This is a genomic window from Acidovorax temperans, assembly GCF_006716905.1.
Lineage (GTDB): Bacteria > Pseudomonadota > Gammaproteobacteria > Burkholderiales > Burkholderiaceae_C > Acidovorax > Acidovorax temperans.
The window spans coordinates 429,782-451,018 of the sequence record NZ_VFPV01000001.1 but is presented as its reverse complement, the minus strand read 5'-3'; the positions used below and the strand labels follow the sequence as shown (position 1 = coordinate 451,018).

Genomic DNA, 21,237 nt, shown 5'->3' with positions numbered 1-21,237 from the left:
TAGAGCCTGATTTGACTTGAATTTTTCGGGCGCTTGAAGCCGGCGGGTTAGCGCCCGTTGTGGGGCATAAATCTTTCTTACATTGCCACGGCGCGGGCCAGCATCACGATCCAGTCCGGGGCATGCAGGCGGGGGCGGGTGTGCAGGCTGCCGCCTTGAAGGGCGTCCACCTTGTCCAGAATGCGCAGGCCGCCTTGCACTACCAGGCGCAGCTCCCACCCCATGCGACCGGGCAGGCGGTGCACCAGGGGCGCGCCTTGCACCATCAGGGCCCGTGCCCAGTCGGCGCTGTCTTGAATCAGCCGCGCATTCTGCGGCGTGGTCTGGCGTGCCAGCAGCTCGGCCTGGCAGGCGCCGTAGGCCGCGCAGTCGGCGCGGGGCAGGTAGTGGCGGCCGCGCGGAATGTCCACGCTCAAGTCCTGCCAGAAATTGGCCAGCTGCAAGGCTGTGCAGATGGCGTCGCTTTGCTGCAGTGCCTGGGCATCGCTCACGCCATACAGGTGCAGCAGCAAGCGGCCTACCGGGTTGGCAGAGCGGCGGCAGTAGTCCAGCAGCTCTGCCCGGTCGGCGTAGCCCTCGGCGTCACGCGTCTTTTCCACGTCTTGGGCGAAGGCGCTGAGCAGGTCGGCCAGCAGGTTCACAGGCAGCTGGTGCTGTTCGATCATGGCGCGCAGCGGAAGAAACACCGTCTCCCAACGCTCCGATGGTGCGTGCCCCCGGGCGACAGCTTGCAAGTCGGTCTCGAACGCTGCCAGGTCTTGCAGGCGCTGCGCTGGCGGGGCGTCGCCTTCGTCAGCAATGTCGTCGGCGGTGCGTGCAAAAGCGTAGATCGCCCGAATGGGCGGGCGCAGGCGGGGCGGGCACAGCAGCGACGCCACCGGAAAATTCTCATAGTGCGTGACTGCCGCTGCGGCCTGGGCCGCTGGGGCGGCCAAAGGGGTCGCAGAAGGGGCAGGGGAAGAGCGGTTTTCAGGATTCATGGCGGCGTGGATTGTCGCTTGACAATGCCCGGGCCTTCTCATAGATTACTAACCGGTCAGTCAGTAGCTGTTTCGGCACTGTCTGACCAGGGCTGGTTGAAGGCCTCTCTCCTGAATAAATCACCGCTTTTGCAGCCCCGAAACAAGGGGTGGTTCCCGGTTGCGCCTGTCGCGCCGGTCCATCGCTGTGGCGTGCACGACTGTGTTGTCGTGCCCTATCGCGTGATTTGCCGGGGGAGGGGCTCATCGGCTTTGGCCTGGGCGCAGAGCAAGGGGCAGTCCAACTTGCACCGCCCGGTCGCACCATTTTTCATCACTGGATTTTCCATGCGTACACCTTCCGCTTCGCGGCCATTTCACGGGTTTCACAGGTATCTCACGCTTCTGGGCGCAGTGGCGCTGATGACCGCTTGTTCGCGGCCTGCGCCGCCGCAGGAGCCCGTGCGTGCCGTCAAGTTGATGACCGTGGGCGTGGGTGCGTTGGAGTCGCAGCTCGAATATGCAGGCGAGGTGCGCGCCAGGGTGGAGTCCCGCCTGGGCTTTCGCGTGGGCGGCAAGATCGTGCAGCGCCAGGCCGAACTGGGCCAGCGCGTGAAGGCTGGCGATGTGCTGGCGCAGCTGGACCCCAAGGACTACCAGTTGGCGGCGGAGGCCGCCCGCGCGCAGCTGGCTGCAGCCACCACCCAGCGCGACCTGGCGGCGGCCGACTACAAGCGCTACGCAGCGCTGAAAGACCAGAATTTCATCAGCGGTGCCGAGCTGGAGCGGCGCGACACCGCCCTGAAGGCCGCGCAGGCCACGCTGGACCAGGCCCAGGCCCAACTGGCCTCGCAAGGCAACCAGGCCGCCTACACGCGGCTGGTGGCCGATGCGGCTGGCGTGGTGACCGGCATTGATGCTGAGCCAGGCCAGGTGGTGGCGGCAGGTGCGCCCGTGGTGCGCATCGCCCAGGACGGCGCCCGTGATGTGGTGTTTGCCGTGCCCGAGGACAAGGTGGCCGCCATGGCCCCCGGCCAGGAAGTGGCCGTGCGTGGCTGGGCCAATGGCAAGACGTTGACGGGCAAGGTGCGCGAAGTGGCCGCCAGTGCCGACGCTGCCACCCGCACCTTCCAGGTCAAGGTGGCCATCGATCGCGCCGAAGCGCCGGCTTTGGGCTCCACTGTGTACGTCACCCCCAAGGCGCTGAGCCATGCCGGCACCCCCGCCATCAAGCTGCCCACCACGGCCTTGCGCCAGGAAGGGCAGTCCACCGCGGTGTGGGTGTATGACCCTGCCACCAGCACCGTCAAGTCCCAGGTCATCCAGATTGCCACTGCTGATGGCAACGACGCCGTGGTGGCCTCCGGCCTCACGCCTGGCATGCAGGTGGTGGCCACCGGGGTGCATGTGCTCTCACCAGGGCAGAAGGTAACGGTATATCAGCCAAAAACGGCTGTAGCGCCCGTGAATCAAGCGCCAGCAGCTACTGATTCAGTAGCAAGCGGTGCATCCCAGCCCGCTGCGAAGTAAGGCACACCATGAGCCAGAACCAACCAAAAGAGGGGTTCAACCTCTCCAAGTGGGCGCTCGACCACCCGGCGCTCACGCGCTACCTGATGGTCGTGCTGATGCTGCTGGGCTTCGCGGCCTATTTCCAGCTGGGGCAGGACGAAGACCCGCCGTTCACCTTCCGGGTGATGGTGGTGCGCACCTACTGGCCTGGCGCCACAGCGCAGCAGGTGGCCGAGCAGGTGACCGACAAGATCGAGCGCACGCTGCAGGAAGTGCCTTACGCCGACAAGATCCGCAGCTACTCCAAGCCAGGCGAGTCGCAGATCATCTTCCAGATCAAGGATTCATCGCGCCCGAACGAGGTGGCCAATATCTGGTACACGGTGCGCAAGAAGGTGGGCGACATGCGCTACACGCTGCCCACCGGCGTGCAGGGCCCGTTCTTCAACGATGAGTTCGGCGATGTGTATGGCGTGATCTACGCGCTGGAGTCCGAAGGCTTCAGCTACGCAGAGCTGAAGACCTTTGCCGACGATGTGCGCCAGCAACTGCTGCGCGTGCGCGATGTGGCCAAGGTCGAGCAGTTCGGCGTGCAGGACGAAAAGCTGTTTGTCGAAATCTCGCAAAAGCGCCTGTCGCAGCTGGGGCTGGATTTCAACCAGGTGCTGGCCCAGCTGGGCCAGCAAAACGCCGTGGAGTCGGCCGGGGCTGTGCAGACCCCGCTGGACCAGGTGCAGGTGCGTGTGGGCGGCCAGTTCAACGCCATTGAAGACCTGCGGGCCATGCCGATTCGCGGCCCGTCGGGTGCGCAGTTCCGCCTGGGCGATATTGCAGAGGTCAAGCGTGGCTACGTAGACCCGTCCACCGTGAAGGTGCGCCACCAGGGGCGTGAGGTGATTGCGCTGGGTATCTCGATGGCCAAGGGTGGCGACATCATTGCCCTGGGCAAGGCGCTGGAACAAGCCACGCAGCGCATCGGCAACTCGTTGCCAGCGGGCGTCAAGCTGGTCAATGTGCAAGACCAGCCCAAGGCCGTGTCCACATCGGTCAACGAATTTGTGAAGGTGCTGATCGAAGCCGTGGTCATCGTGCTGGCCGTGAGCTTCATCAGCCTGGGCCTGCACAAGCGCCCTGGCAACCACCCGCTGTGGAAGCGCTGGTACATCGACCCCCGGCCCGGCCTGGTGGTGTGCATCACCATTCCCATGGTGCTGGCCGTGACCTTTTTGGCCATGTGGTACTGGGGCATTGGCCTGCACAAGATTTCGCTGGGCTCGCTCATCATTGCGCTGGGCCTGCTGGTGGACGACGCCATCATCGCCGTCGAAATGATGGTGCTGAAGCTGGAAGAGGGCTACGACAAGGTGCGCGCCGCCACCTTTGCCTATGAGCTGACAGCCATGCCCATGCTGACGGGCACCCTGATCACGGCGGCTGGCTTTTTGCCGATTGGCATTGCCAAGTCGATGACGGGTGAATACACCTTCGCGATTTTTGCCGTGACGGTGATTTCGCTGGTGCTGTCATGGGTGGTGTCGGTGTACTTCGTGCCTTACCTGGGCACGCTGCTGCTCAAGGTGCCGCCCCATGTGCAGGCCGCCCAGGCCAACAAGGGCATCACCGACGACCCGCACGAGGTGTTTGACAGCCCGTTCTACACCGCCTTCCGGCGGCTGGTGGATTGGTGCGTGCAGCACCGCTGGATCACCATTGGCCTCACGGCCCTGACCTTTGCCCTGGGTATTGTGGGCATGGGCAAGGTGCAGCAGCAGTTTTTCCCGGATTCCAGCCGTCTCGAAATCATGGTGGAAGTCTGGTTCCCTGAAGGCACATCGTTTGCGGGCAACGAAGAGGTCACCAAGCGGGTGGAGCAGCGTCTGCTGACCGAAGCCGGCGTGAATTCCGTGACCACCTGGGTGGGTTCGGGTGTGCCGCGTTTCTATCTGCCGCTGGACCAGGTGCTGCCGCAAACCAACGTGTCGCAGTTCATCGTCTTGCCCAAGGACCTGGCGGTGCGTGAATCGCTGCGCATCAAGCTGCCCACGCTGCTGGCACAGGAATTTCCTGAAGTGCGCGGGCGCGTGAAATTGCTGCCCAACGGCCCGCCCGTGGCCTACCCCGTTCAGTTCCGCGTGATGGGTCCCGACCCGGTGGTGCTGCGTGAGCGTGCTGACGAGGTGAAGGCTGCACTGCGCGCCAGCCCCGACATGCGCGGCGTGAACGACAACTGGAACGAGTCCGTGAAAGTGCTGCGCATGGAGGTGGACCAGGACAAGGCGCGTGCGCTGGGGGTCAGCAGCCAGTCCATCGCCCAGGCCGCCAAGATCATGCTGGCCGGCTCGCAGATCGGGCAGTTCCGCGAGGGTGACAAGCTCATCGACATCGTGCTGCGCCAGCCGCTGGACGAGCGCAACGCCATTACCGATATCGGTAGCGCTTATCTGCCTACGGCCTCGGGCAAGTCCATCCCGCTCACGCAAATTGCCAAGCCTGTGTTCACCTGGGAGCCCGGTGTGATGTGGCGCGAGAACCGCGACTACGCTATCACGGTGCAGGGGGATGTGACCGAAGGCATGCAGGGCGCCACGGTGACGGCCGCTCTGCTGCCCGGCCTGCGCGAGATCGAAGCCCGCTGGCATGCGGCAGGGCAGGGCGGCTATCGCATTGAAGTGGCTGGTGCCGTGGAGGAAAGCTCCAAGGGGTCTGCGTCGATTGCGGCAGGCATTCCGATCATGCTGTTCATTACCTTCACGCTGTTGATGCTGCAACTGCACAGCTTCAGTCGCGCGATGCTCGTCTTCCTGACCGGCCCGCTGGGGCTGGCCGGGGTGGCTGGTGCGTTGCTGCTGCTGAACCGTCCGTTTGGCTTTGTGGCGTTGCTGGGGGTGATTGCCCTCATGGGCATGATCCAGCGCAATTCGGTGATCCTCATCGACCAGATCGAGCAAGACCGTGCACGCGGCGTGCCTGCGTGGGACGCGATTGTGGAGTCGGCCGTCCGCCGTCTGCGCCCCATCGTGCTCACTGCCGCGGCGGCGGTGCTGGCCATGATCCCCTTGTCGCGCAGCGTTTTCTGGGGCCCTATGGCCGTGGCCATCATGGGTGGTTTGGTGGTTGCCACCGTGCTGACTTTGCTGGCTTTGCCAGCGATGTACGCGGCGTGGTTCAGGGTGCGTCGCCCGGAGCCTGAAGTATTTTGAAGAAAGGATTCGGTCAGCCGCCCCGCACATCAGGGTAAAATAGAAGGTTGACCGATTTCACACAGGCGGCGAGCCGTGCTTGCCGCCTGTTTGTTTGTAGAACCGCGCGGGTGGCGAAATTGGTAGACGCACCAGGTTTAGGTCCTGACGCCAGCAATGGTGTGGGGGTTCGAGTCCCCCCCCGCGCACCATCCATGTGAGACTTTGCGGAACACGGCGCTGCTGCGCTGCAGCCAGCACGATCCACATTCATAAGAGGAATAGCCATGGCCGTTACTGTTGAAACCCTTGAAAAGCTCGAGCGCAAGATCACGCTGAGCGTGCCCGTTACCTTGATCCAGGCTGAAGTGGACTCGCGCCTGAAGCGCCTGGCCCGCACGGTCAAGATGGACGGTTTCCGTCCTGGCAAGGTGCCCATGAATGTGGTGGCTCAGCGCTATGGCTACTCAGTTCAGTACGAAGTGCTGAATGACAAGGTGGGCGAGGCTTTTGCCGTGGCCGCCAACGAAGCCAAGCTGCGCGTGGCGGGTCAGCCCCGTATCACGGAAAAAGAAGGCGCTCCTGAAGGTCAAGTTACTTTCGACGCCGTTTTCGAAGTGTTCCCTGAAGTCAAGATCGCCGATCTGTCGGATGCCGAAGTGGAAAAGCTGTCGGCTGAAGTGACCGATGCCGCTATCGACAAGACCATCGACATCCTGCGCAAGCAGCGCCGCAGCTTCGCCCAGCGCGCGCTGGACGCAGCAGCCCAAGACGGTGACCGCGTGGCGGTGGACTTCGAAGGCAAGATCGATGGCGAACCCTTTGAAGGCGGCAAGGCCGAAGGCTTTCAGTTCCTGGTGGGCGAAGGCCAGATGCTCAAGGAATTTGAAGACGCTGTGCGCGGCATGAAGGCCGGTGAAAGCAAGACTTTCCCGCTGGCTTTCCCGGCCGATTACCACGGCAAGGAAGTGGCTGGCAAGACTGCTGATTTCCTGGTCACCGTCAAAAAGATTGAAGCTGCTCACCTGCCTGAAGTGAACGACGCCCTGGCAAAGTCTCTGGGCATTGCTGACGGCTCCGTCGAAGGCCTGCGCGCAGACATCAAAAAGAACCTCGAGCGTGAAGTCAAGTTCCGCCTGCTGGCTCGCAACAAGCAAGCCGTGATGGACGCTCTGGTGGCCAAAGCTGAGCTGGATCTGCCCAACGCCAGCGTGCAAGCCGAAATCGCCCGCCTGATGGAAGGTGCCCGTGCCGAGCTGAAGCAGCGCGGCATCAAGGACGCCGACAAGGCAGAAATCCCTGAAGACGTGTTCCGCCCCCAGGCTGAGCGCCGTGTGCGCTTGGGTCTGGTTGTTGCTGAGCTGGTGCGTGCTAACGAACTGCAAGCCAAGCCTGAGCAACTGAAGGCCCACATCGACGAGCTGGCTGCCAGCTACGAGAAGCCTGAAGACGTGGTGCGCTGGTACTTCGGTGACCGCCAGCGTCTGGCAGAAGTGGAAGCCGTGGTGATCGAAAACAACGTGACCGAGTTCGTGCTGAGCAAGGCCAAGGTGGTTGAAAAGGCCGTGTCGTTCGACGAACTGATGGGCCAGGGCTGAAGCCCTGCTGCTGGCCATTTCCTACGGAATTGAGCTGGCGGTAATGCCAACCAAGGGGCTTGTGCTTTTGCGCACAGGCCCCAATTCATTTCTGGGTACAGTACCTGCTTGACTGGAGAAAACATGAGCGCATTGGAAACACAAGGCCTGGGCATGATCCCCATGGTCATCGAGCAGTCTGGCCGTGGTGAACGGTCGTATGACATTTACTCGCGCCTGCTCAAGGAGCGCGTGATTTTCTTGGTAGGGCCTGTCAACGACCAGACTGCCAATCTGGTGGTGGCGCAGTTGCTGTTCCTCGAGAGCGAAAATCCTGACAAGGACATTTCGTTCTACATCAACTCGCCTGGCGGTTCTGTCAGCGCGGGCATGGCGATTTTCGACACGATGAACTTCATCAAGCCCGATGTGTCAACGCTGTGCACCGGCATGGCTGCGAGCATGGGCGCCTTTTTGTTGGCAGCAGGTGCCAAAGGCAAACGCTTTGCACTGCCCAACTCCAAGGTCATGATCCACCAGCCTCTGGGTGGTATGCAGGGGCAGGCCACTGAAATTGAGATCCACGCCCGTGAAATTCTCAAGACCCGTGAGCAACTGAACAAAATCCTGGCCGAACGCACAGGTCAGCCGCTGGAGAAGATCCAGCGCGACACTGAGCGCGACTATTTCCTGTCTGCCGATGAAGCCAAGGATTACGGCTTGGTGGATCAGGTGATCAGCCAGCGCGCCTGAACCCGGTAGCACACTGGGCGGCGTTTTCCCTTGGGGAAGACGCCGTTTTTATTTGGTTATCATCCCGACAACTTTCCGTAACAAGGCATTGCCCCATGGCCGAGAAAAAAGGCTCCTCCAGCGAAAAAACCCTTTACTGCTCCTTCTGCGGTAAAAGCCAGCACGAAGTCAAAAAGCTGATCGCTGGTCCTTCGGTCTTTATCTGTGATGAGTGCATTGACCTTTGCAATGAAATCATCCGTGATGAGTTGCCGGTGGGCGAGTTGTCCAAGGATGGGCGAAGTGACCTGCCGACACCGGCTGAGATCAAGACCAATCTTGACAACTATGTGATCGGCCAAGACGTAGCCAAGCGAACGCTTGCTGTGGCCGTGTACAACCATTACAAGCGTTTGCGTCACAAGGACAAGGCGCTCAAGGACGATGTTGAGCTCTCGAAGAGCAATATCTTGCTGATTGGCCCCACGGGCTCTGGCAAGACTTTGCTGGCCCAGACACTCGCGCGCATGCTGGATGTGCCTTTTGTCATGGCCGATGCCACCACGCTGACCGAGGCTGGCTACGTGGGCGAGGACGTAGAAAACATCGTGCAGAAGCTTCTGCAAAGCTGCAATTACGATGTGGAGCGTGCCCAGCGTGGCATCGTTTACATCGATGAGATCGACAAGATTTCTCGCAAATCTGACAACCCGTCCATCACCCGTGACGTGTCTGGTGAAGGCGTTCAGCAGGCATTGCTCAAGCTGATTGAAGGAACGATGGCGAGCGTGCCTCCCCAGGGTGGCCGTAAGCATCCCAACCAGGATTTCTTGCAGATCGACACGACCAACATCTTGTTCATTTGCGGCGGCGCTTTTGCCGGTTTGGAAAAGGTCATCGAAAACCGTACCGAAGCTTCTGGCATCGGTTTTGGTGCAGCAGTGCGCAGCAAGAAGCAGCGGTCGCTGACGGATGTCTTCCAGGAGATCGAACCTGAAGACCTGATCAAGTTTGGCATCATCCCTGAGCTGGTAGGCCGTATGCCGGTGGTGACGGCGCTGGCTGAGTTGAGCGAAGACGCGCTGGTGCAGATCCTGACAGAGCCCAAGAACGCGCTCGTCAAACAGTACAGCAAGCTCCTCTCCATGGAAGGTGTGGAGTTGGAGATTCGCCCAGCGGCCTTGAAGGCAATTGCGCGCAAGGCGTTGGCACGCAAGACGGGTGCGCGCGGTTTGCGATCCATCCTGGAGCAATCGCTCATTGGCACCATGTTTGACCTGCCCAACACCAGCAATGTTGAGAAAGTGGTTGTTGACGAGGCAACCATCGAAGAAAACAAGCCGCCGCTTCTCGTGTACCGCGAAGCGGCCAAGAAGGCCTGAGATGCCCGGTACGGGCTTGCACCCAGCAGCCCTTTCTTTCAGCAACCCTTGCGCCAGTGCGGCTGCGTGCAAGGGTTGAAAATCCCCATATGTGGACCATATTCCACAGAGTTAACTGAGGATTTCCATGTCCGGACATACCCCCCTCCCAGCCACCCCCCTTGACCTTCCACTGTTGCCCTTGCGTGATGTGGTGGTGTTTCCCCATATGGTTATCCCGCTGTTTGTGGGAAGACCCAAAAGCATCAAGGCGTTGGAGTTGGCCATGGAAGCCGAGCGGCGCATCATGTTGGTCGCCCAGAAGGCCGCCGCCAAAGACGAGCCTTCGGTGTCTGATATGTTTGATGTCGGCTGTGTCTCGACCATTTTGCAGATGCTCAAACTTCCCGACGGCACCGTCAAGGTGCTGGTGGAAGGCCAGCAGCGTGCCTTGGTCTCCTCCATAGAGGATGCAGAAACCCATTTCAACGCTACGGTGACGCCAGTTGCCCCTGCTGCTGACGAAGCCAAGTCGAGTGAAATTGAGGCTTTGCGTCGAGCAGTGATGCAGCAGTTTGACCAATACGTCAAACTGAACAAAAAGATCCCACCCGAGATTTTGACGTCGATCGCCAGCATCGATGATCCGGGCCGTTTGGCCGACACCATTGCGGCCCATCTGCCTCTGAAGCTTGAGAACAAGCAGGTGGTACTGGACCTCTCCGATGTGAAGGCTCGCCTTGAGAATCTGTTCGAGCAGCTTGATCGTGAAGTCGACATCCTGAACGTTGACAAGAAAATCCGTGGGCGCGTGAAGCGCCAGATGGAGAAGAACCAGCGCGACTTCTATCTGAATGAGCAGGTCAAAGCCATCCAGAAAGAATTGGGTGAGGGCGACGACGGCGCGGACATCGAAGAGATTGAGAAGAAGATCAAGCTCGCCAAGATGCCTGCCGAGGCTCGCAAGAAGGCAGAAGCTGAATTGAAAAAGCTCAAGCTGATGTCTCCCATGTCTGCTGAGGCATCGGTCGTGCGCAATTACATCGATGTGTTGACAGCTTTGCCTTGGGCTAAAAAGACCAAGATCAAGCATGATTTGGTCAACGCCGAAGGTGTCTTGAACGAAGACCACTTTGGTCTCGATAAAGTCAAAGACCGCATCCTTGAATACCTTGCTGTGCAGCAACGCGTCGACAAGGTCAAGGCGCCTATTCTGTGTCTGGTGGGGCCTCCAGGGGTGGGCAAGACTTCGCTCGGACAGTCGATTGCCAAAGCCACTGGGCGCAAGTACGTACGCATGGCGCTGGGCGGTATGCGGGACGAAGCCGAAATTCGCGGGCACCGGCGCACCTACATCGGGGCTTTGCCTGGGAAGGTGCTCCAAAGCTTGTCCAAGGTGGGAACGCGCAATCCGCTGTTCCTTTTGGATGAGATTGACAAGCTTGGCACTGATTTCCGAGGCGATCCATCCAGCGCACTGCTGGAGGTGTTGGACCCTGAGCAGAACCACACATTTGGCGACCATTACGTAGAGGTTGACTTCGACCTGAGCGACGTGATGTTTGTGGCGACGTCCAACTCGATGAACATTCCTCCTGCACTGCTGGACCGGATGGAAGTGATTCGCTTGTCGGGATACACCGAGGACGAGAAGACCAACATTGCCATGCGCTATTTGTTGCCCAAGCAGCTGAAGAACAACGGAGTCAAGGACGAAGAGTTGTTGATTACCGAAGCTGCGGTGCGCGACATGGTTCGCTACTACACCCGTGAGGCGGGTGTGCGGTCGTTGGAGCGGGAGTTGTCCAAGATCTGCCGCAAGGTGGTGAAGGGCTTGCAGCTGAAAAAGCTCACGCCCCAGGTGGTGGTCACGGAAGACAACCTGCCCGATTACCTGGGTGTGCGCAAGTACACCTACGGGCGAGCTGAGCAGCAAAACCAGATCGGCCAAGTGGTCGGATTGGCCTGGACCGAGGTGGGTGGCGACCTGCTCACCATCGAAGCTGCGACCATGCCAGGCAAGGGTGTCATTACTCGCACAGGATCACTGGGTGATGTGATGAAGGAATCCGTGGAGGCTGCGCGAACGGTTGTGCGCAGCCGTGCCCGGCTGCTGGGCATCAAGGATGAAGTGTTTGAAAAACGGGACATTCATATCCACGTGCCGGATGGCGCCACGCCGAAGGATGGCCCGAGCGCAGGTGCTGCAATGACCACTGCATTTGTCTCCGCCCTCACAGGCATTCCTGTTCGTGGAGATGTTGCCATGACGGGTGAGATCACCTTGCGCGGTGAAGTTACGGCGATTGGCGGGTTGAAGGAAAAATTGCTGGCGGCCTTGCGTGGCGGCATCAAGACCGTGTTGATCCCGGAAGAGAACGTCAAGGATCTGCAGGAGATTCCCGAGAATGTGAAAAGCGGACTCGAGATCATTCCTGTGAAGTGGATTGATAAGGTTCTTGAGGTGGCGCTGGAGCGCAAGCCTGTCCCCTTGTCAGACGAGGAGGCTGCAGTTACTGCAGTGACGGCAGACAAAACTTCTCCGGCAGTCAGTAACGATTCTTTGAAGCACTGAAGTTTTTTTCGAAAACCTCCAAAAAATGCGCTACAATTCATCCCATCGCAGCAAACGTTGTAGAATGTAAGGCTTCGATAAATGCGGGAATAGCTCAGTTGGTAGAGCGCAACCTTGCCAAGGTTGAGGTCGAGAGTTCGAGACTCTTTTCCCGCTCCAAATTCCAAAAAAGGGAAGCATCAGCTTCCCTTTTTTGCCAAGGCAGTGGTTTCTGGCGCGGTAGCAAAGCGGTTATGCCCCGGATTGCAAATCCGGTTAGTCCGGTTCGACTCCGGACCGCGCCTCCAGGATGCGGCTGACTTGCTGAAGTGACTTGAGTTACTTCAGAGAGTTGGAAAAATTTTTGAAATTTCGCAGAAATTCAAAAATTGTGTTATAATTTAATTCTTGCTGATGCACTGAAGTGTTGATGCAAAATGCGGGAATAGCTCAGTTGGTAGAGCGCAACCTTGCCAAGGTTGAGGTCGAGAGTTCGAGACTCTTTTCCCGCTCCAAATTCAAAGGGAAGCTCAGGCTTCCCTTTTTTCTTGGTGCAACGCAATCATCCAATCTTCAGTGATTGCGTTGCTCTTGTTCGATGGGACGTTGCTCTGCGGCGACGTCCGGGTTACGCTGCCGGGCAACACGCACTCGGTGGCTGGCGCCCCGATGGTGAAATTGGTAGACACTGCGGACTTAAAATCTGTTTTGTCAAGTCCTTCCTGCTAGAACTACCGAGCCAGAAGGTCAATAGTGACAACGGTTTGCGGGCATCCGAGCTGTGGCTTTGCAGCTAGGTTTGACGGCCAGGGGCCAGCTAGGCGCCAGTAGATGGAGGTAGGTGTTTTTAGTGTGTTGAGCACTACGCCCGAGTGGTGAAATCGGTAGACACAAGGGACTTGAACAATTTGAGCCTTCGGGGGGAAACGCCCGAAGTGAAGCCCGTCAAAGTCGGCGAACGCCCTGGATGCTTTTGCATCCGAGCCAACGCCGAGCCAAGCCCAAGCTACAGCTTGGGAAGGTGTAGAGAGCAGACGGCGGGCACCTACGGCCGCAAGGCTATGGTGAAGGCGTGCTCCAGACCACGAACGCCCTGCGTTGAGCAGGGCGGCGGCGAAAGTCGAAGTGGTAAGAAAATCCCTCGCCGAAAGGCGTGCCGGTTCGATTCCGGCCTCGGGCACCAATCCAGAGCCGCCCCTGTTCACGCAGGGGCGGCTTTTCCGTTCTTGGGCTGTGTGCGCTTGAATCCCCGATCCCCCGCCATGAACGCCTCCAGCATGTGCGGGATCAGCGTCACGGCATCGACCGCCTCGCCATACGCCTGCGCGTGCAGCGCGGCGTAGCGGTCGAGGTCGGCTTTCAAGCTGGCCGGGCAGGCAAAGGTCAGTTTGACGCTTTCGGTCTTGGGCAGCGGCCCGAGCCGCAGCTTCTTGGTCGCACTCATTGGGAAGCTCCACGATTGAAGAACAGGGGCTGGTACGGCCGCAGCACCAGATCCCGGTTGACGATGATCCGCACCGGCAGGCCCGGCCGCTCGGTCAGCGTCGGCTGGATATTCATGTTGCGCCGGGTGATCTCCTGGCCGACCTGGTTGATGCTGTCCTGCGCGCTGTCACGCCCGGCGATGACGATGCGGTTGCCGTCCTGGCCGTTCTCCGGCGCGGCCAGTTCTGCGCCGACGCCAAGCAGCGTCGTCAGCACCGCACCGGCAAAGATGCGGTTCCAGTGCCAGTCCACGTCATCCTCCAAGCCCGCGTAGCCGGCCGGGCCGGTGCCCACGAGGTTGTCGAGCGTCAGCGATGACGTATCCGGCAGGATGATGCGGTTCCACACCACCTGCACGCGGCTCTGCCCGTAGCTGACCTGGCTGTTGTAACGCCCGAGGATGCGCGATCCCTGCGGTATCAGCAGGAACTTGCCGGTGGCCGTGTCATAGACCGGCTCCGTCACAGTGCCGATCACGTCGCCCGGCAAGTCCGACTTGATGCCTGTCACCAGCGCACCGGCGATCACCGTTCCGGCCATCACCTGATACGGCGACGCGGGCAGCGCCAGATTGCCGGAATTGCGGGTTTCCGTAGAACCGGCTTTCAGGAACGCCTCTTTCTGGTCTTGCCGGTTCTGCACGGCGGTCGGGTCGGCGGGCTGGGCCGCCGTCGAGGCAGGCCCAGCAGCGAGCGGATCGAAGGCCGCAAGCGTACTTGCAGCCCCCGGCGCTGCCTGCGCGACCGTGGCGGCGGTCTGCCCTTGGCCGCCCGAGCGGAAGAACACCGACGAGGCCGCCGCCGCGTCCGCCTCCTTGCGCAAGGCATCTTCGGGATCATGGCCTGGCGGCGAATAGCCCGGCGTCACCGGCTGCTGCGAAGCGACGATGGCCGGGCCAAGGTCGCCGGGCAACGGCGGCCCCAGCTCGGGCACATCGGGCGGTAAGGCTGGTGGCAGCTTCGAGTAGTCCGTCGGCAGCGCATCCAGCCCTTCGGATTTCGAGACGCGATCGACGTTGTAAAGCTCGGTTTGCTCGCCCGCACTGCGTCGCTGCGGTTGTAGCGACCAGATCGTGGCCCCAAGGACGGCGACCGACAGGCCGCCGACGAGGATGGCCAGCGTGCGCCGGTTCAGGCGAGTGACCGGGCGCGGCTGGGCGCGCAGCGCCACCGCTTCCGGCGCGACCTTGCCTGCCTGCGGCGTGGCGAGGTCGGGGGTGTCGTCTTGGCTCATGGTCAGTTCCTCCGCGCAACGCCGTCCGTGCGCTCAATTCGCACCACGTCGCCCTTGTCCCCGCCCAGGCGCAGTTCGGCGGCACCGAACAGCCGATCCACGATGTAGTACGGCGAGCGGAAGCGGGAGTTGACCAGTTGCCCGTCGCCTTCCGGCCCGATCACGAACAGCGGCGGCAGCTCGCCTTGCGCGATGCCGGCGGGGAACTGGATATAGACCTTCTGCCCGTCGTCGAAGGCGCGCAGCGGCTTCCACGGCGGGTTGCTACCGCTGACCGCGTAGCGGAAGCGCAGGTTTTCCAGCGACAAGCCGGAGTCCACCGGCGCGGCGGCGCTGGCCGCCTGCGCCTGGCGCTGCAAGGCCAGCATCCGGTCACGCGGATACTCCCAAGAAGCCGACGCCATCCACGTCTTTTCCGTCGAAGCCAACTCCAGCAGGTACGTCCTGCGGTTGGTGGTGATGACGAGATTGGTCTTGAGGCCCGAGCGGATCGGCTTGACCAGCACATTGACGCGCAGGTCGGCACCGCTGCCGCTCGATGTATCGCCCACGATCCAGCGCACGGTATCGCCGGCGGCCACCGTCACCAGCTCCTCGCCCGGCTGGAGCGAAATCACGGTCACGCGGCCCACGGCTGCATAGACCTGATAGAGCGCGCCATCGGTGAACGGCCACACCTGAATTGCGTTGACGTAGCCCTCGCGCGTGGGCGCGACGCGGGCCTCTGCATTGGCGCGCGAGACGCGCACCTTCTCGTCGGCTGGCTCCGGCGTGGGCTTGGCGTCCTCGGCTTCGGGCAATGGCTTCAACTGCGCCGGCATCGGCAGCACCTCGGGCACGGCCACCACCTCCACCGGCGCGGGTGGCTCGGGCAGCGGCTGGGCCTGCACCGGCTCATCGAGCGAGATGGTCGGCGATGGCTTGCCCTGCGTGGCGCAGCCCGTCAGGGCAAGCAAGATCACCGGCAAGGCGGATTTACGGAAAAGATCATTCATGGCTTGGCTCCTTCGGAAGAATCCAGTTCGCGGCTCCACGACAGGCCGTTGACGTAGATGCCCAGGGGGTTCTTGCGCAGGCGTTCTTCGGTGCGCGGCGGCTGGAGCACGATGGACACCACGGCCGTCCACCGCTCCAAGCCCGCTGCGGCGCCGTTGACGTAGCGGCGTTCCGTCCAGCGCACGTTGAAAGACGTGTCGCTGGCGCGCACGACGCTGGTGATCTGCACCGTCACCGACTCCTTGCCGATGCGCGCGAACGGGTCGTTGACCCGTGCGTAGTCGTTGAGCACGGCCGCGCCCTTGTCGGTCGTGTAGTCGTAGGCGTCCAGCCAGTTCTGGCGGACGACGATGGGGTCGATGGACAGCGAGCGCACCAGCGTCACGAAGCGCGCGATGTGGTGCGCGGTCTGCGCATCGTTGGGCCGGTATGGCGTGGCGGCTTCGCCCACTGCGCGCACCTGGCCCGCGTTGTCCACCTCCACGACGTAGGGCGTCACGAAGGACTGCGCCGAGCGCCATACCAGGCCGCCGGCCATCAACAGCGCGAGCGTGAGGCAGCCGAAGGCCATCAGGCGCCAGTTCTTCGCCTGCACGCGCGGCGAGCCGATGCGCTCGTCCCACACCTGGCCGGCAGCTTGGTACGGCGTGGCAGGCTGCGGCGTGTCGGCGTAGCGCACCTGCGGTTTCTTGAATCGCATGGTCAGTTCTCCTTATGAATCGGAATCGCGCAGGCTCGGCCCCTGGCCGGAGCCGCCGCCATCGCCACCGCGCAGTGCGTGGGCGGTGGTGGTCGCGGCATGGGTGAGTTGCTGGCGGCGATGCAGGCGCTTGGCCCAAGCGGGCTGTTCCTGTGTCTGCGCCGTAGCGGCGCCGGATGCGGCCTCGCCTGCGGCACCCTGACCGGATGCCGCACCCGCGCCGCCAGCGGCAGCAGCGCCATTCCAGCCAGCGCGGAAGGGAGCGGCCATTCGCTGCCCGGCAGCGGAAGCGCGGGATGCAGCGCCTCGCCCGGCTGCCTGCGCGCCGGTCTTGGCGACGTTGCCCAGGCCCGCCATCGCGCCCTTTGCGCCGCCGCCAGCGGCGGCGGAACCGGCCTGGAACGCCGACTTCGCACTGCTGGCCGCCGACGTGGCGGCGCGCGCACCGCTACCGGCCAGCTTGGCGGCAGCCGGGGCCATGCGCGCACCAGCAGCCACGGCGCCACCCACGCCCGTCGCGGCGGCGCCGATGGCGACGGCCGTGCCGGCAGCGCCGACAGCAGCACCGGCCATTGCGCCAGCGCCGAGCTGTGGCGCACCGGAGACGAGGCCCGTGGCGATGCCGGGGCCGAAGATCCCGAGCGCCAGCAAGGTGAGCGAGGCCAGCATGATGACCAGCGCGTGGTCAATAGATGGCTCGGCGGGATGGACTTGGAACTGAGCGAACAAGCCCGAGCCGATACCGACGATCACGGCCAGTACCAGCACCTTGACACCGGAGGCCACCACATTGCCCAAGACCTTTTCGGCCAGGAACGAAGTCTTGTTCCAGAGCGCGAACGGCACCAGCACGAAGCCCGCGAGCGTGGTCAGCTTGAACTCGATCAGCGTGATGAACAGTTGAATCGCCAGCACGAAGAAGCACAAGACCACGACCAGCCACGCGAGGAACATCACCACGATGGGGTCGAGGTTCACGAACACTTCGGGAAAGCCCGCCATCTCGCCGATTTGCTCCAGGATCGGCGCACCGGCGTCAATGCCGGTTTTCGCCAGCCGGCCCGGCTGCAAGAAGTTCTCCATCGTGATGGCCGAGCCGGTGGCGGTGATGCCCAATCCCGCGAACGAGCGGAAGACGATGCTCGCCAGCCAGTTGAAGTTGTTGATGATGTAGGCGAAGGCGCCGACGTAGAGCACCTTGCGCAGCAGCTTGGCGATCACGTCCTCGCCCTGGCCGGTGGCATGGCTCATGGCCCAATACAGCCCGGCGATCGTCATGTCGATGACGATCAGCGTGGCAGTGAGGAACGCCACTTCGCCCCGCAGCAGCCCGAAACCCGAGTCGATATAAGCGGCAAAAGTGTTGAGGAATTGGTCGATGATGGTCACGTCATTCATGGCGTGTCCTCCGGTTCGGGTGGCATTGCGGGCGCCACGCCATCGGCCGGCTCCTCGAAGCTCGGCGGGATCGGCGGCAAGTCGGCCAGCGTCTGGTATTCATCCGGCCGAGCCTGGCCGGAGAAGAAGCGCTGCCGGAAGGCTTCGGCGGCGGCGCGGCAAGCGTCCTCGCCCGTGGCCTGCATGACCTGTCGTGGATGGGCCGTGCATTGCTCGCGCAACGCCTTGAGCCGCACTGGATCGGCGGCCAGGGCATCTGCAAGGTGGCCGACCGGCTGCTCGCCGCAAGCGGCCAGCAGCGCGGTACACAGGACGAGGACGCATCGCATGGCGGCCTCCGTCAGTTGCCGTAGAAATTCACGGACTGCGGCGTGTATGGCGTGCCGTCACCCAGGAAGCGTCGCCGCACCTCGCGGGCGCGCTCCGTGGCCGCCGCCTGCCGCGCCAGCTCCAGCGAGGCCGCCCGGTCTTGCGTGATCTGAAGCCGCTGCGCTTGGATCGACTGCTTGGCCTGCAAGGCCAGCAACTGGTTCATGGCCTGCATGGCTTGGAGCGCGCCTTGGGCTGACTGGCTCTTTCCGACAAGATCGGCCAGCACGCTTTCGTCTTCGCCCAGGTTCTGCGACACCTGCGCCTGCATCTGCATCGTGGTCTGCAAGCCGTTGAGCGTGTTCCGCCAACGCTCCTGCGCGTCACGGTACATCTGGTCGCCGCTGACGGTGGTGGCGTATTGCTCGGGATACAGACGTGCGAACTCCCGATCCAGATTCGTCACGTCGTAGGCCAAGCCTCTGGCCTGGGCGATCAGCCGCTCGGTCGTCGCCAGGTTGGCGCGCAACTGGTTCACCACGCTGGACGGCAGGCTGGCGAGGTTGCGCGCCTGGTTCATCAGCATCTGCGCTTCGTTTTGGAGCTGACGAATCTGGTTGTTGATCTGCTCCAGCGTGCGGATCGCGGTCAGCGTGTTTTGCACATAGTTGGTCGGATCAAAGACGATGCGCCAGGCCAATGCTGGTGAAGGCGTCAATGTCGTCAGCGACAGTGCGGCAGCAAGCGAAATGGAAAGCGCACGGATCTTCATGGCTGGTTCTCCAATAGGTGGTCAGCGGTACGGAGGAAACCCGGCGCGAGGCCGGGGAACGAGAGCAGCAGGTCGGCCGCCCAATCGAGGCCGCGATGGCGCAGCCAGGCGCCAGCGAAGCTGGGCACGCCGACATCCAGCAGCACGCGGTCTATGTCGCGCTGGTCTTGCGGCGTGGACGCGCCTGCGAAGGCGAGCGCCGTCGGCCCCAGGTCGAGGTCGAACAGACGGTTTCCGAGACGGGATTGGTAGTAGTAGTCGCGCTTGGGCTGCGCGGTGGCAACGATTTCGATCTGCCGCCTGTTGAGGCCGAAGCCCTCGTAGATCGTGCGAATCTGCGGCTCGGTGGCCTGCGGGTTCGGCAGGAAGATGCGGCTTGCGCAGCTCTCGATGATCGCGGGCGCGATGCTCGAATCCTTGATGTCGGCGAGGCTCTGCGTGGCGAAGATCACCGAGACGTTCTTCTTGCGCAACGTCTTGAGCCACTGGCGGATGCGCGCGGCAAACACCGGGTCATCGAGGAACAGCCACGCTTCATCGAGGATCAGCAGCGTGGGCGCCCCGTCGAAGCGTTCATCGAAACGCGCAAAGAGGTAATGCAGCACGGCCATGACGGCGGCCTTGCTGTGCATCAGCTCCTCCATCTCGAAGCACTGCACGTCGGCCATGCCGAGGCGGTCATGGTCGGCATCTAGCAGCTTGCCGTGCGCGCCACCCAGCACATAGGGCGACAACGCCTGCCGCAGCGTGTTCGATTGCAGCAGCACGGAAAGTCCCGTCATCGTGCGCTGCTCCACCGGCGCACCGGCGAGACTTCCCAGCGCCGACCAGATAGCCGCCTTCTCGTCGGGGCCGACCGCCACGCCCTCATGCAGCAAGCGGCCTTCGATCCATTCTGCCGCCCAGGTGCGGTAGCCTTCGCGGTCGATGCGTGCCAAGGGCTGGAAGGCGATTTCGCCATCCGTCCCGAGGTCGTAGTGCTCGCCGCCCAGGCCGAGGATGGTGGCCCGCATCGAGCGGCCCATGTCAAACGCGTAGATGCGCGAGCCGCGATAGCGGCGGAACTGCATCGCCAGCGTGGCGAGCAAGACCGACTTGCCCATGCCGGTCGGGCCTGCGACCAGCGTGTGGCCCACGTCGCCGATATGCGTCACGAGGCGAAACGGCGTCGCGCCATCGGTGCGCGTGACGATCAGCGGCGGGCCGTCGAGATGGTCGTTCTTCTCCGGGCCGGCCCATACCGCCGACACCGGCATCATGTGCGCCAGGTTCAGCGTCGAGACGATGGGCTGGCGCACGTTGGCGTAGGCGTTGCCCGGAATGGACGACAGCCACGCATCCACGGCGTTGAGCGTTTCGGGGATGGTGACGAAGCCCCGGCCCTGGATGACGCGCTCCACCATGCGCAGCTTCTCGTCGGCCACGGCGGCGTCCGCGTCCATGACGGCGACAGTCGCCGTCAGGTAGCCGAAGGCAACTTGGTCGCTGCCCAACTCCTGCAAGGCGGCGTCGGCGTCAGCCGCCTTGTTGTTGGCGTCGGTATCCACCAGCGGGCTTTCCTGCTGGAAGATCGTTTCGCGCAGCAGAGCGATGACGTTCTTGCGCTTGGCGAACCACTGCCGGCGCAGGCGGGCGAGTTCCTTTTCCGCCTCGGCTTTGTCCAGGCAGAGAAAGCGCGTACTCCAGCGGTAGGCAAAGTCGAGGCGGTTGAGGTCGTCCAGAATCCCCGGCCAGGTCGAGGTCGGGAAGCCCCGCACCGACACCACGCGCAGGTTCTGGTCGCCCAGCATGGGCGCCAGGCCGCCGACGAGTGCGGAGTCGGTCAGCAGCGCGTCGATGTGGAACGGCACTTCGGGCACGCCGACGCGGTAGCGCCGCGTCGAAATGGTGGCGTGCAGGTAGGTCAGCGTCTGGCTGTCATCCAGCCAGGCGATTTCCGGCATCACGCCGTCGAGCAGGTCAAAGATGCGATCCGTTTCTGCGGCGAAAGCTTGCAGCCGCTCGCGCCAGTCCACGCCGTCGGTAGGCCGGTTCTCGTACAGCATCCCCGCCGCGCGGGCGTGCGATTCCTCGGGTGGCAGGTACACGAGCGTCAGGTGATAGCCGCTCTCGAAGTGATTGCCCGATTCCTCGAAGGCGGCCCGGCGTTCTTCCTCCACCAGCCACGAAAGCGGCTCGGGAAACTCCGAGCGCGGATAGTCGGCGGCGGCGCGGCGCTCGGCCTCGATGAACAGCGCCCAGCCCGATCCCATGCGACGCAGCGCGTTGTTCAAGCGCGCCGACGTGGCGATCAACTCGCCTTGCGTCGCGCTGTCGAGGTCAGGCCCGCGAAACCGGGCCGTGCGCTGGAAACTGCCGTCCTTGTTCAAGACGACGCCCGGTGCGATCAGCCCGGCCCAGGGCAGCCAGTCGGCAAGCAAGGCCGGGCGCTGGCGGTATTCGGCGAGGTTCAGCATCGCGGCGTCCTCCC

General features: G+C 62.6%; 15 protein-coding genes and 4 tRNA genes. 10 read left to right on the top strand and 9 right to left on the bottom strand.

Annotated elements, in window-relative coordinates:
* Window positions 1-77: 77 nt before the first annotated feature.
* Window positions 78-980, bottom strand: coding sequence for a squalene synthase HpnC (gene hpnC / locus BDD18_RS02235; protein ID WP_142081144.1), 903 nt, complete (start codon window positions 978-980; stop codon window positions 78-80).
* A 327-nt stretch (window positions 981-1,307) separates the two neighbouring features.
* Between hpnC and BDD18_RS02230 the strand changes: the two genes are divergently transcribed.
* From BDD18_RS02230 to BDD18_RS02185, 10 genes are all read left to right on the top strand, one after another.
* Window positions 1,308-2,489 carry an efflux RND transporter periplasmic adaptor subunit gene (locus tag BDD18_RS02230; protein WP_142081142.1) on the top strand — a complete coding sequence of 394 codons (1,182 nt, stop codon included), beginning with the start codon at window positions 1,308-1,310 and terminating at the stop codon, window positions 2,487-2,489.
* A gap of 8 nt (window positions 2,490-2,497) precedes the next feature.
* The gene (locus BDD18_RS02225) at window positions 2,498-5,671 is read left to right on the top strand and encodes an efflux RND transporter permease subunit (RefSeq protein WP_142081140.1); all 3,174 of its coding nucleotides are present in this window, start codon (window positions 2,498-2,500) and stop codon (window positions 5,669-5,671) included.
* A 104-nt stretch (window positions 5,672-5,775) separates the two neighbouring features.
* Window positions 5,776-5,862: transfer RNA gene (locus tag BDD18_RS02220), tRNA-Leu, on the top strand.
* Between the two features lie 75 nt (window positions 5,863-5,937).
* Entirely contained in the window at window positions 5,938-7,248 is a 1,311-nt protein-coding gene (tig, locus tag BDD18_RS02215; protein WP_044402530.1) for a trigger factor, read from the top strand.
* Window positions 7,249-7,371: 123 nt separating this feature from the next.
* Complete coding sequence (gene clpP / locus BDD18_RS02210; RefSeq protein ID WP_044402533.1) at window positions 7,372-7,980, top strand: ATP-dependent Clp endopeptidase proteolytic subunit ClpP; 609 nt, start codon at window positions 7,372-7,374, stop codon at window positions 7,978-7,980.
* A 95-nt stretch (window positions 7,981-8,075) separates the two neighbouring features.
* Window positions 8,076-9,341 carry an ATP-dependent Clp protease ATP-binding subunit ClpX gene (gene clpX / locus BDD18_RS02205; protein ID WP_142081138.1) on the top strand — a complete coding sequence of 422 codons (1,266 nt, stop codon included), beginning with the start codon at window positions 8,076-8,078 and terminating at the stop codon, window positions 9,339-9,341.
* A 127-nt stretch (window positions 9,342-9,468) separates the two neighbouring features.
* Window positions 9,469-11,895: an endopeptidase La gene (gene lon, locus BDD18_RS02200; protein ID WP_044402539.1), complete on the top strand. Its 2,427-nt coding sequence runs from the start codon at window positions 9,469-9,471 to the stop codon at window positions 11,893-11,895.
* A gap of 83 nt (window positions 11,896-11,978) precedes the next feature.
* A tRNA-Gly gene (locus BDD18_RS02195) sits at window positions 11,979-12,054 on the top strand.
* 54 nt (window positions 12,055-12,108) lie between these two features.
* A tRNA-Cys gene (locus BDD18_RS02190) sits at window positions 12,109-12,182 on the top strand.
* 131 nt (window positions 12,183-12,313) lie between these two features.
* Window positions 12,314-12,389 (top strand) — tRNA-Gly (locus tag BDD18_RS02185).
* A gap of 686 nt (window positions 12,390-13,075) precedes the next feature.
* On the opposite strand, the gene BDD18_RS02180 is transcribed toward BDD18_RS02185, so the two are convergent.
* Genes BDD18_RS02180 through trbE form a run of 8 tightly spaced genes read right to left on the bottom strand, consistent with a single transcriptional unit; the run spans window position 13,076 to window position 21,223 of the window.
* Entirely contained in the window at window positions 13,076-13,318 is a 243-nt protein-coding gene (locus BDD18_RS02180; protein ID WP_142081136.1) for a DUF2274 domain-containing protein, read from the bottom strand.
* Complete coding sequence (locus tag BDD18_RS02175) at window positions 13,315-14,592, bottom strand: TraB/TrbI/VirB10 family type IV secretion system protein (RefSeq protein WP_142081134.1); 1,278 nt, start codon at window positions 14,590-14,592, stop codon at window positions 13,315-13,317. Before BDD18_RS02175 ends, BDD18_RS02180 begins: the two co-directional genes overlap by 4 nt.
* A 2-nt stretch (window positions 14,593-14,594) precedes the next feature.
* Window positions 14,595-15,587 (bottom strand): P-type conjugative transfer protein TrbG, encoded by a 993-nt coding sequence (gene trbG, locus BDD18_RS02170; protein ID WP_142081131.1) that lies wholly within the window; start codon window positions 15,585-15,587, stop codon window positions 14,595-14,597.
* Window positions 15,584-16,288, bottom strand: coding sequence for a conjugal transfer protein TrbF (trbF, locus tag BDD18_RS02165; protein ID WP_031656899.1), 705 nt, complete (start codon window positions 16,286-16,288; stop codon window positions 15,584-15,586). The genes trbG and trbF overlap by 4 nt, the downstream gene beginning before the upstream one ends.
* Before the next feature lie 12 nt (window positions 16,289-16,300).
* The gene (trbL, locus tag BDD18_RS02160; RefSeq protein WP_142081129.1) at window positions 16,301-17,686 is read right to left on the bottom strand and encodes a P-type conjugative transfer protein TrbL; all 1,386 of its coding nucleotides are present in this window, start codon (window positions 17,684-17,686) and stop codon (window positions 16,301-16,303) included.
* Window positions 17,683-18,015, bottom strand: a complete 333-nt coding sequence (locus tag BDD18_RS02155) for an EexN family lipoprotein (protein ID WP_142081127.1) — start codon at window positions 18,013-18,015, stop codon at window positions 17,683-17,685. The genes trbL and BDD18_RS02155 overlap by 4 nt, the downstream gene beginning before the upstream one ends.
* Window positions 18,016-18,026: 11 nt before the next feature.
* Window positions 18,027-18,767 (bottom strand): P-type conjugative transfer protein TrbJ, encoded by a 741-nt coding sequence (trbJ, locus tag BDD18_RS02150; protein ID WP_142081125.1) that lies wholly within the window; start codon window positions 18,765-18,767, stop codon window positions 18,027-18,029.
* Window positions 18,764-21,223: a conjugal transfer protein TrbE gene (gene trbE, locus BDD18_RS02145; RefSeq protein WP_142081123.1), complete on the bottom strand. Its 2,460-nt coding sequence runs from the start codon at window positions 21,221-21,223 to the stop codon at window positions 18,764-18,766. Before trbE ends, trbJ begins: the two co-directional genes overlap by 4 nt.
* Window positions 21,224-21,237: the final 14 nt, after the last annotated feature.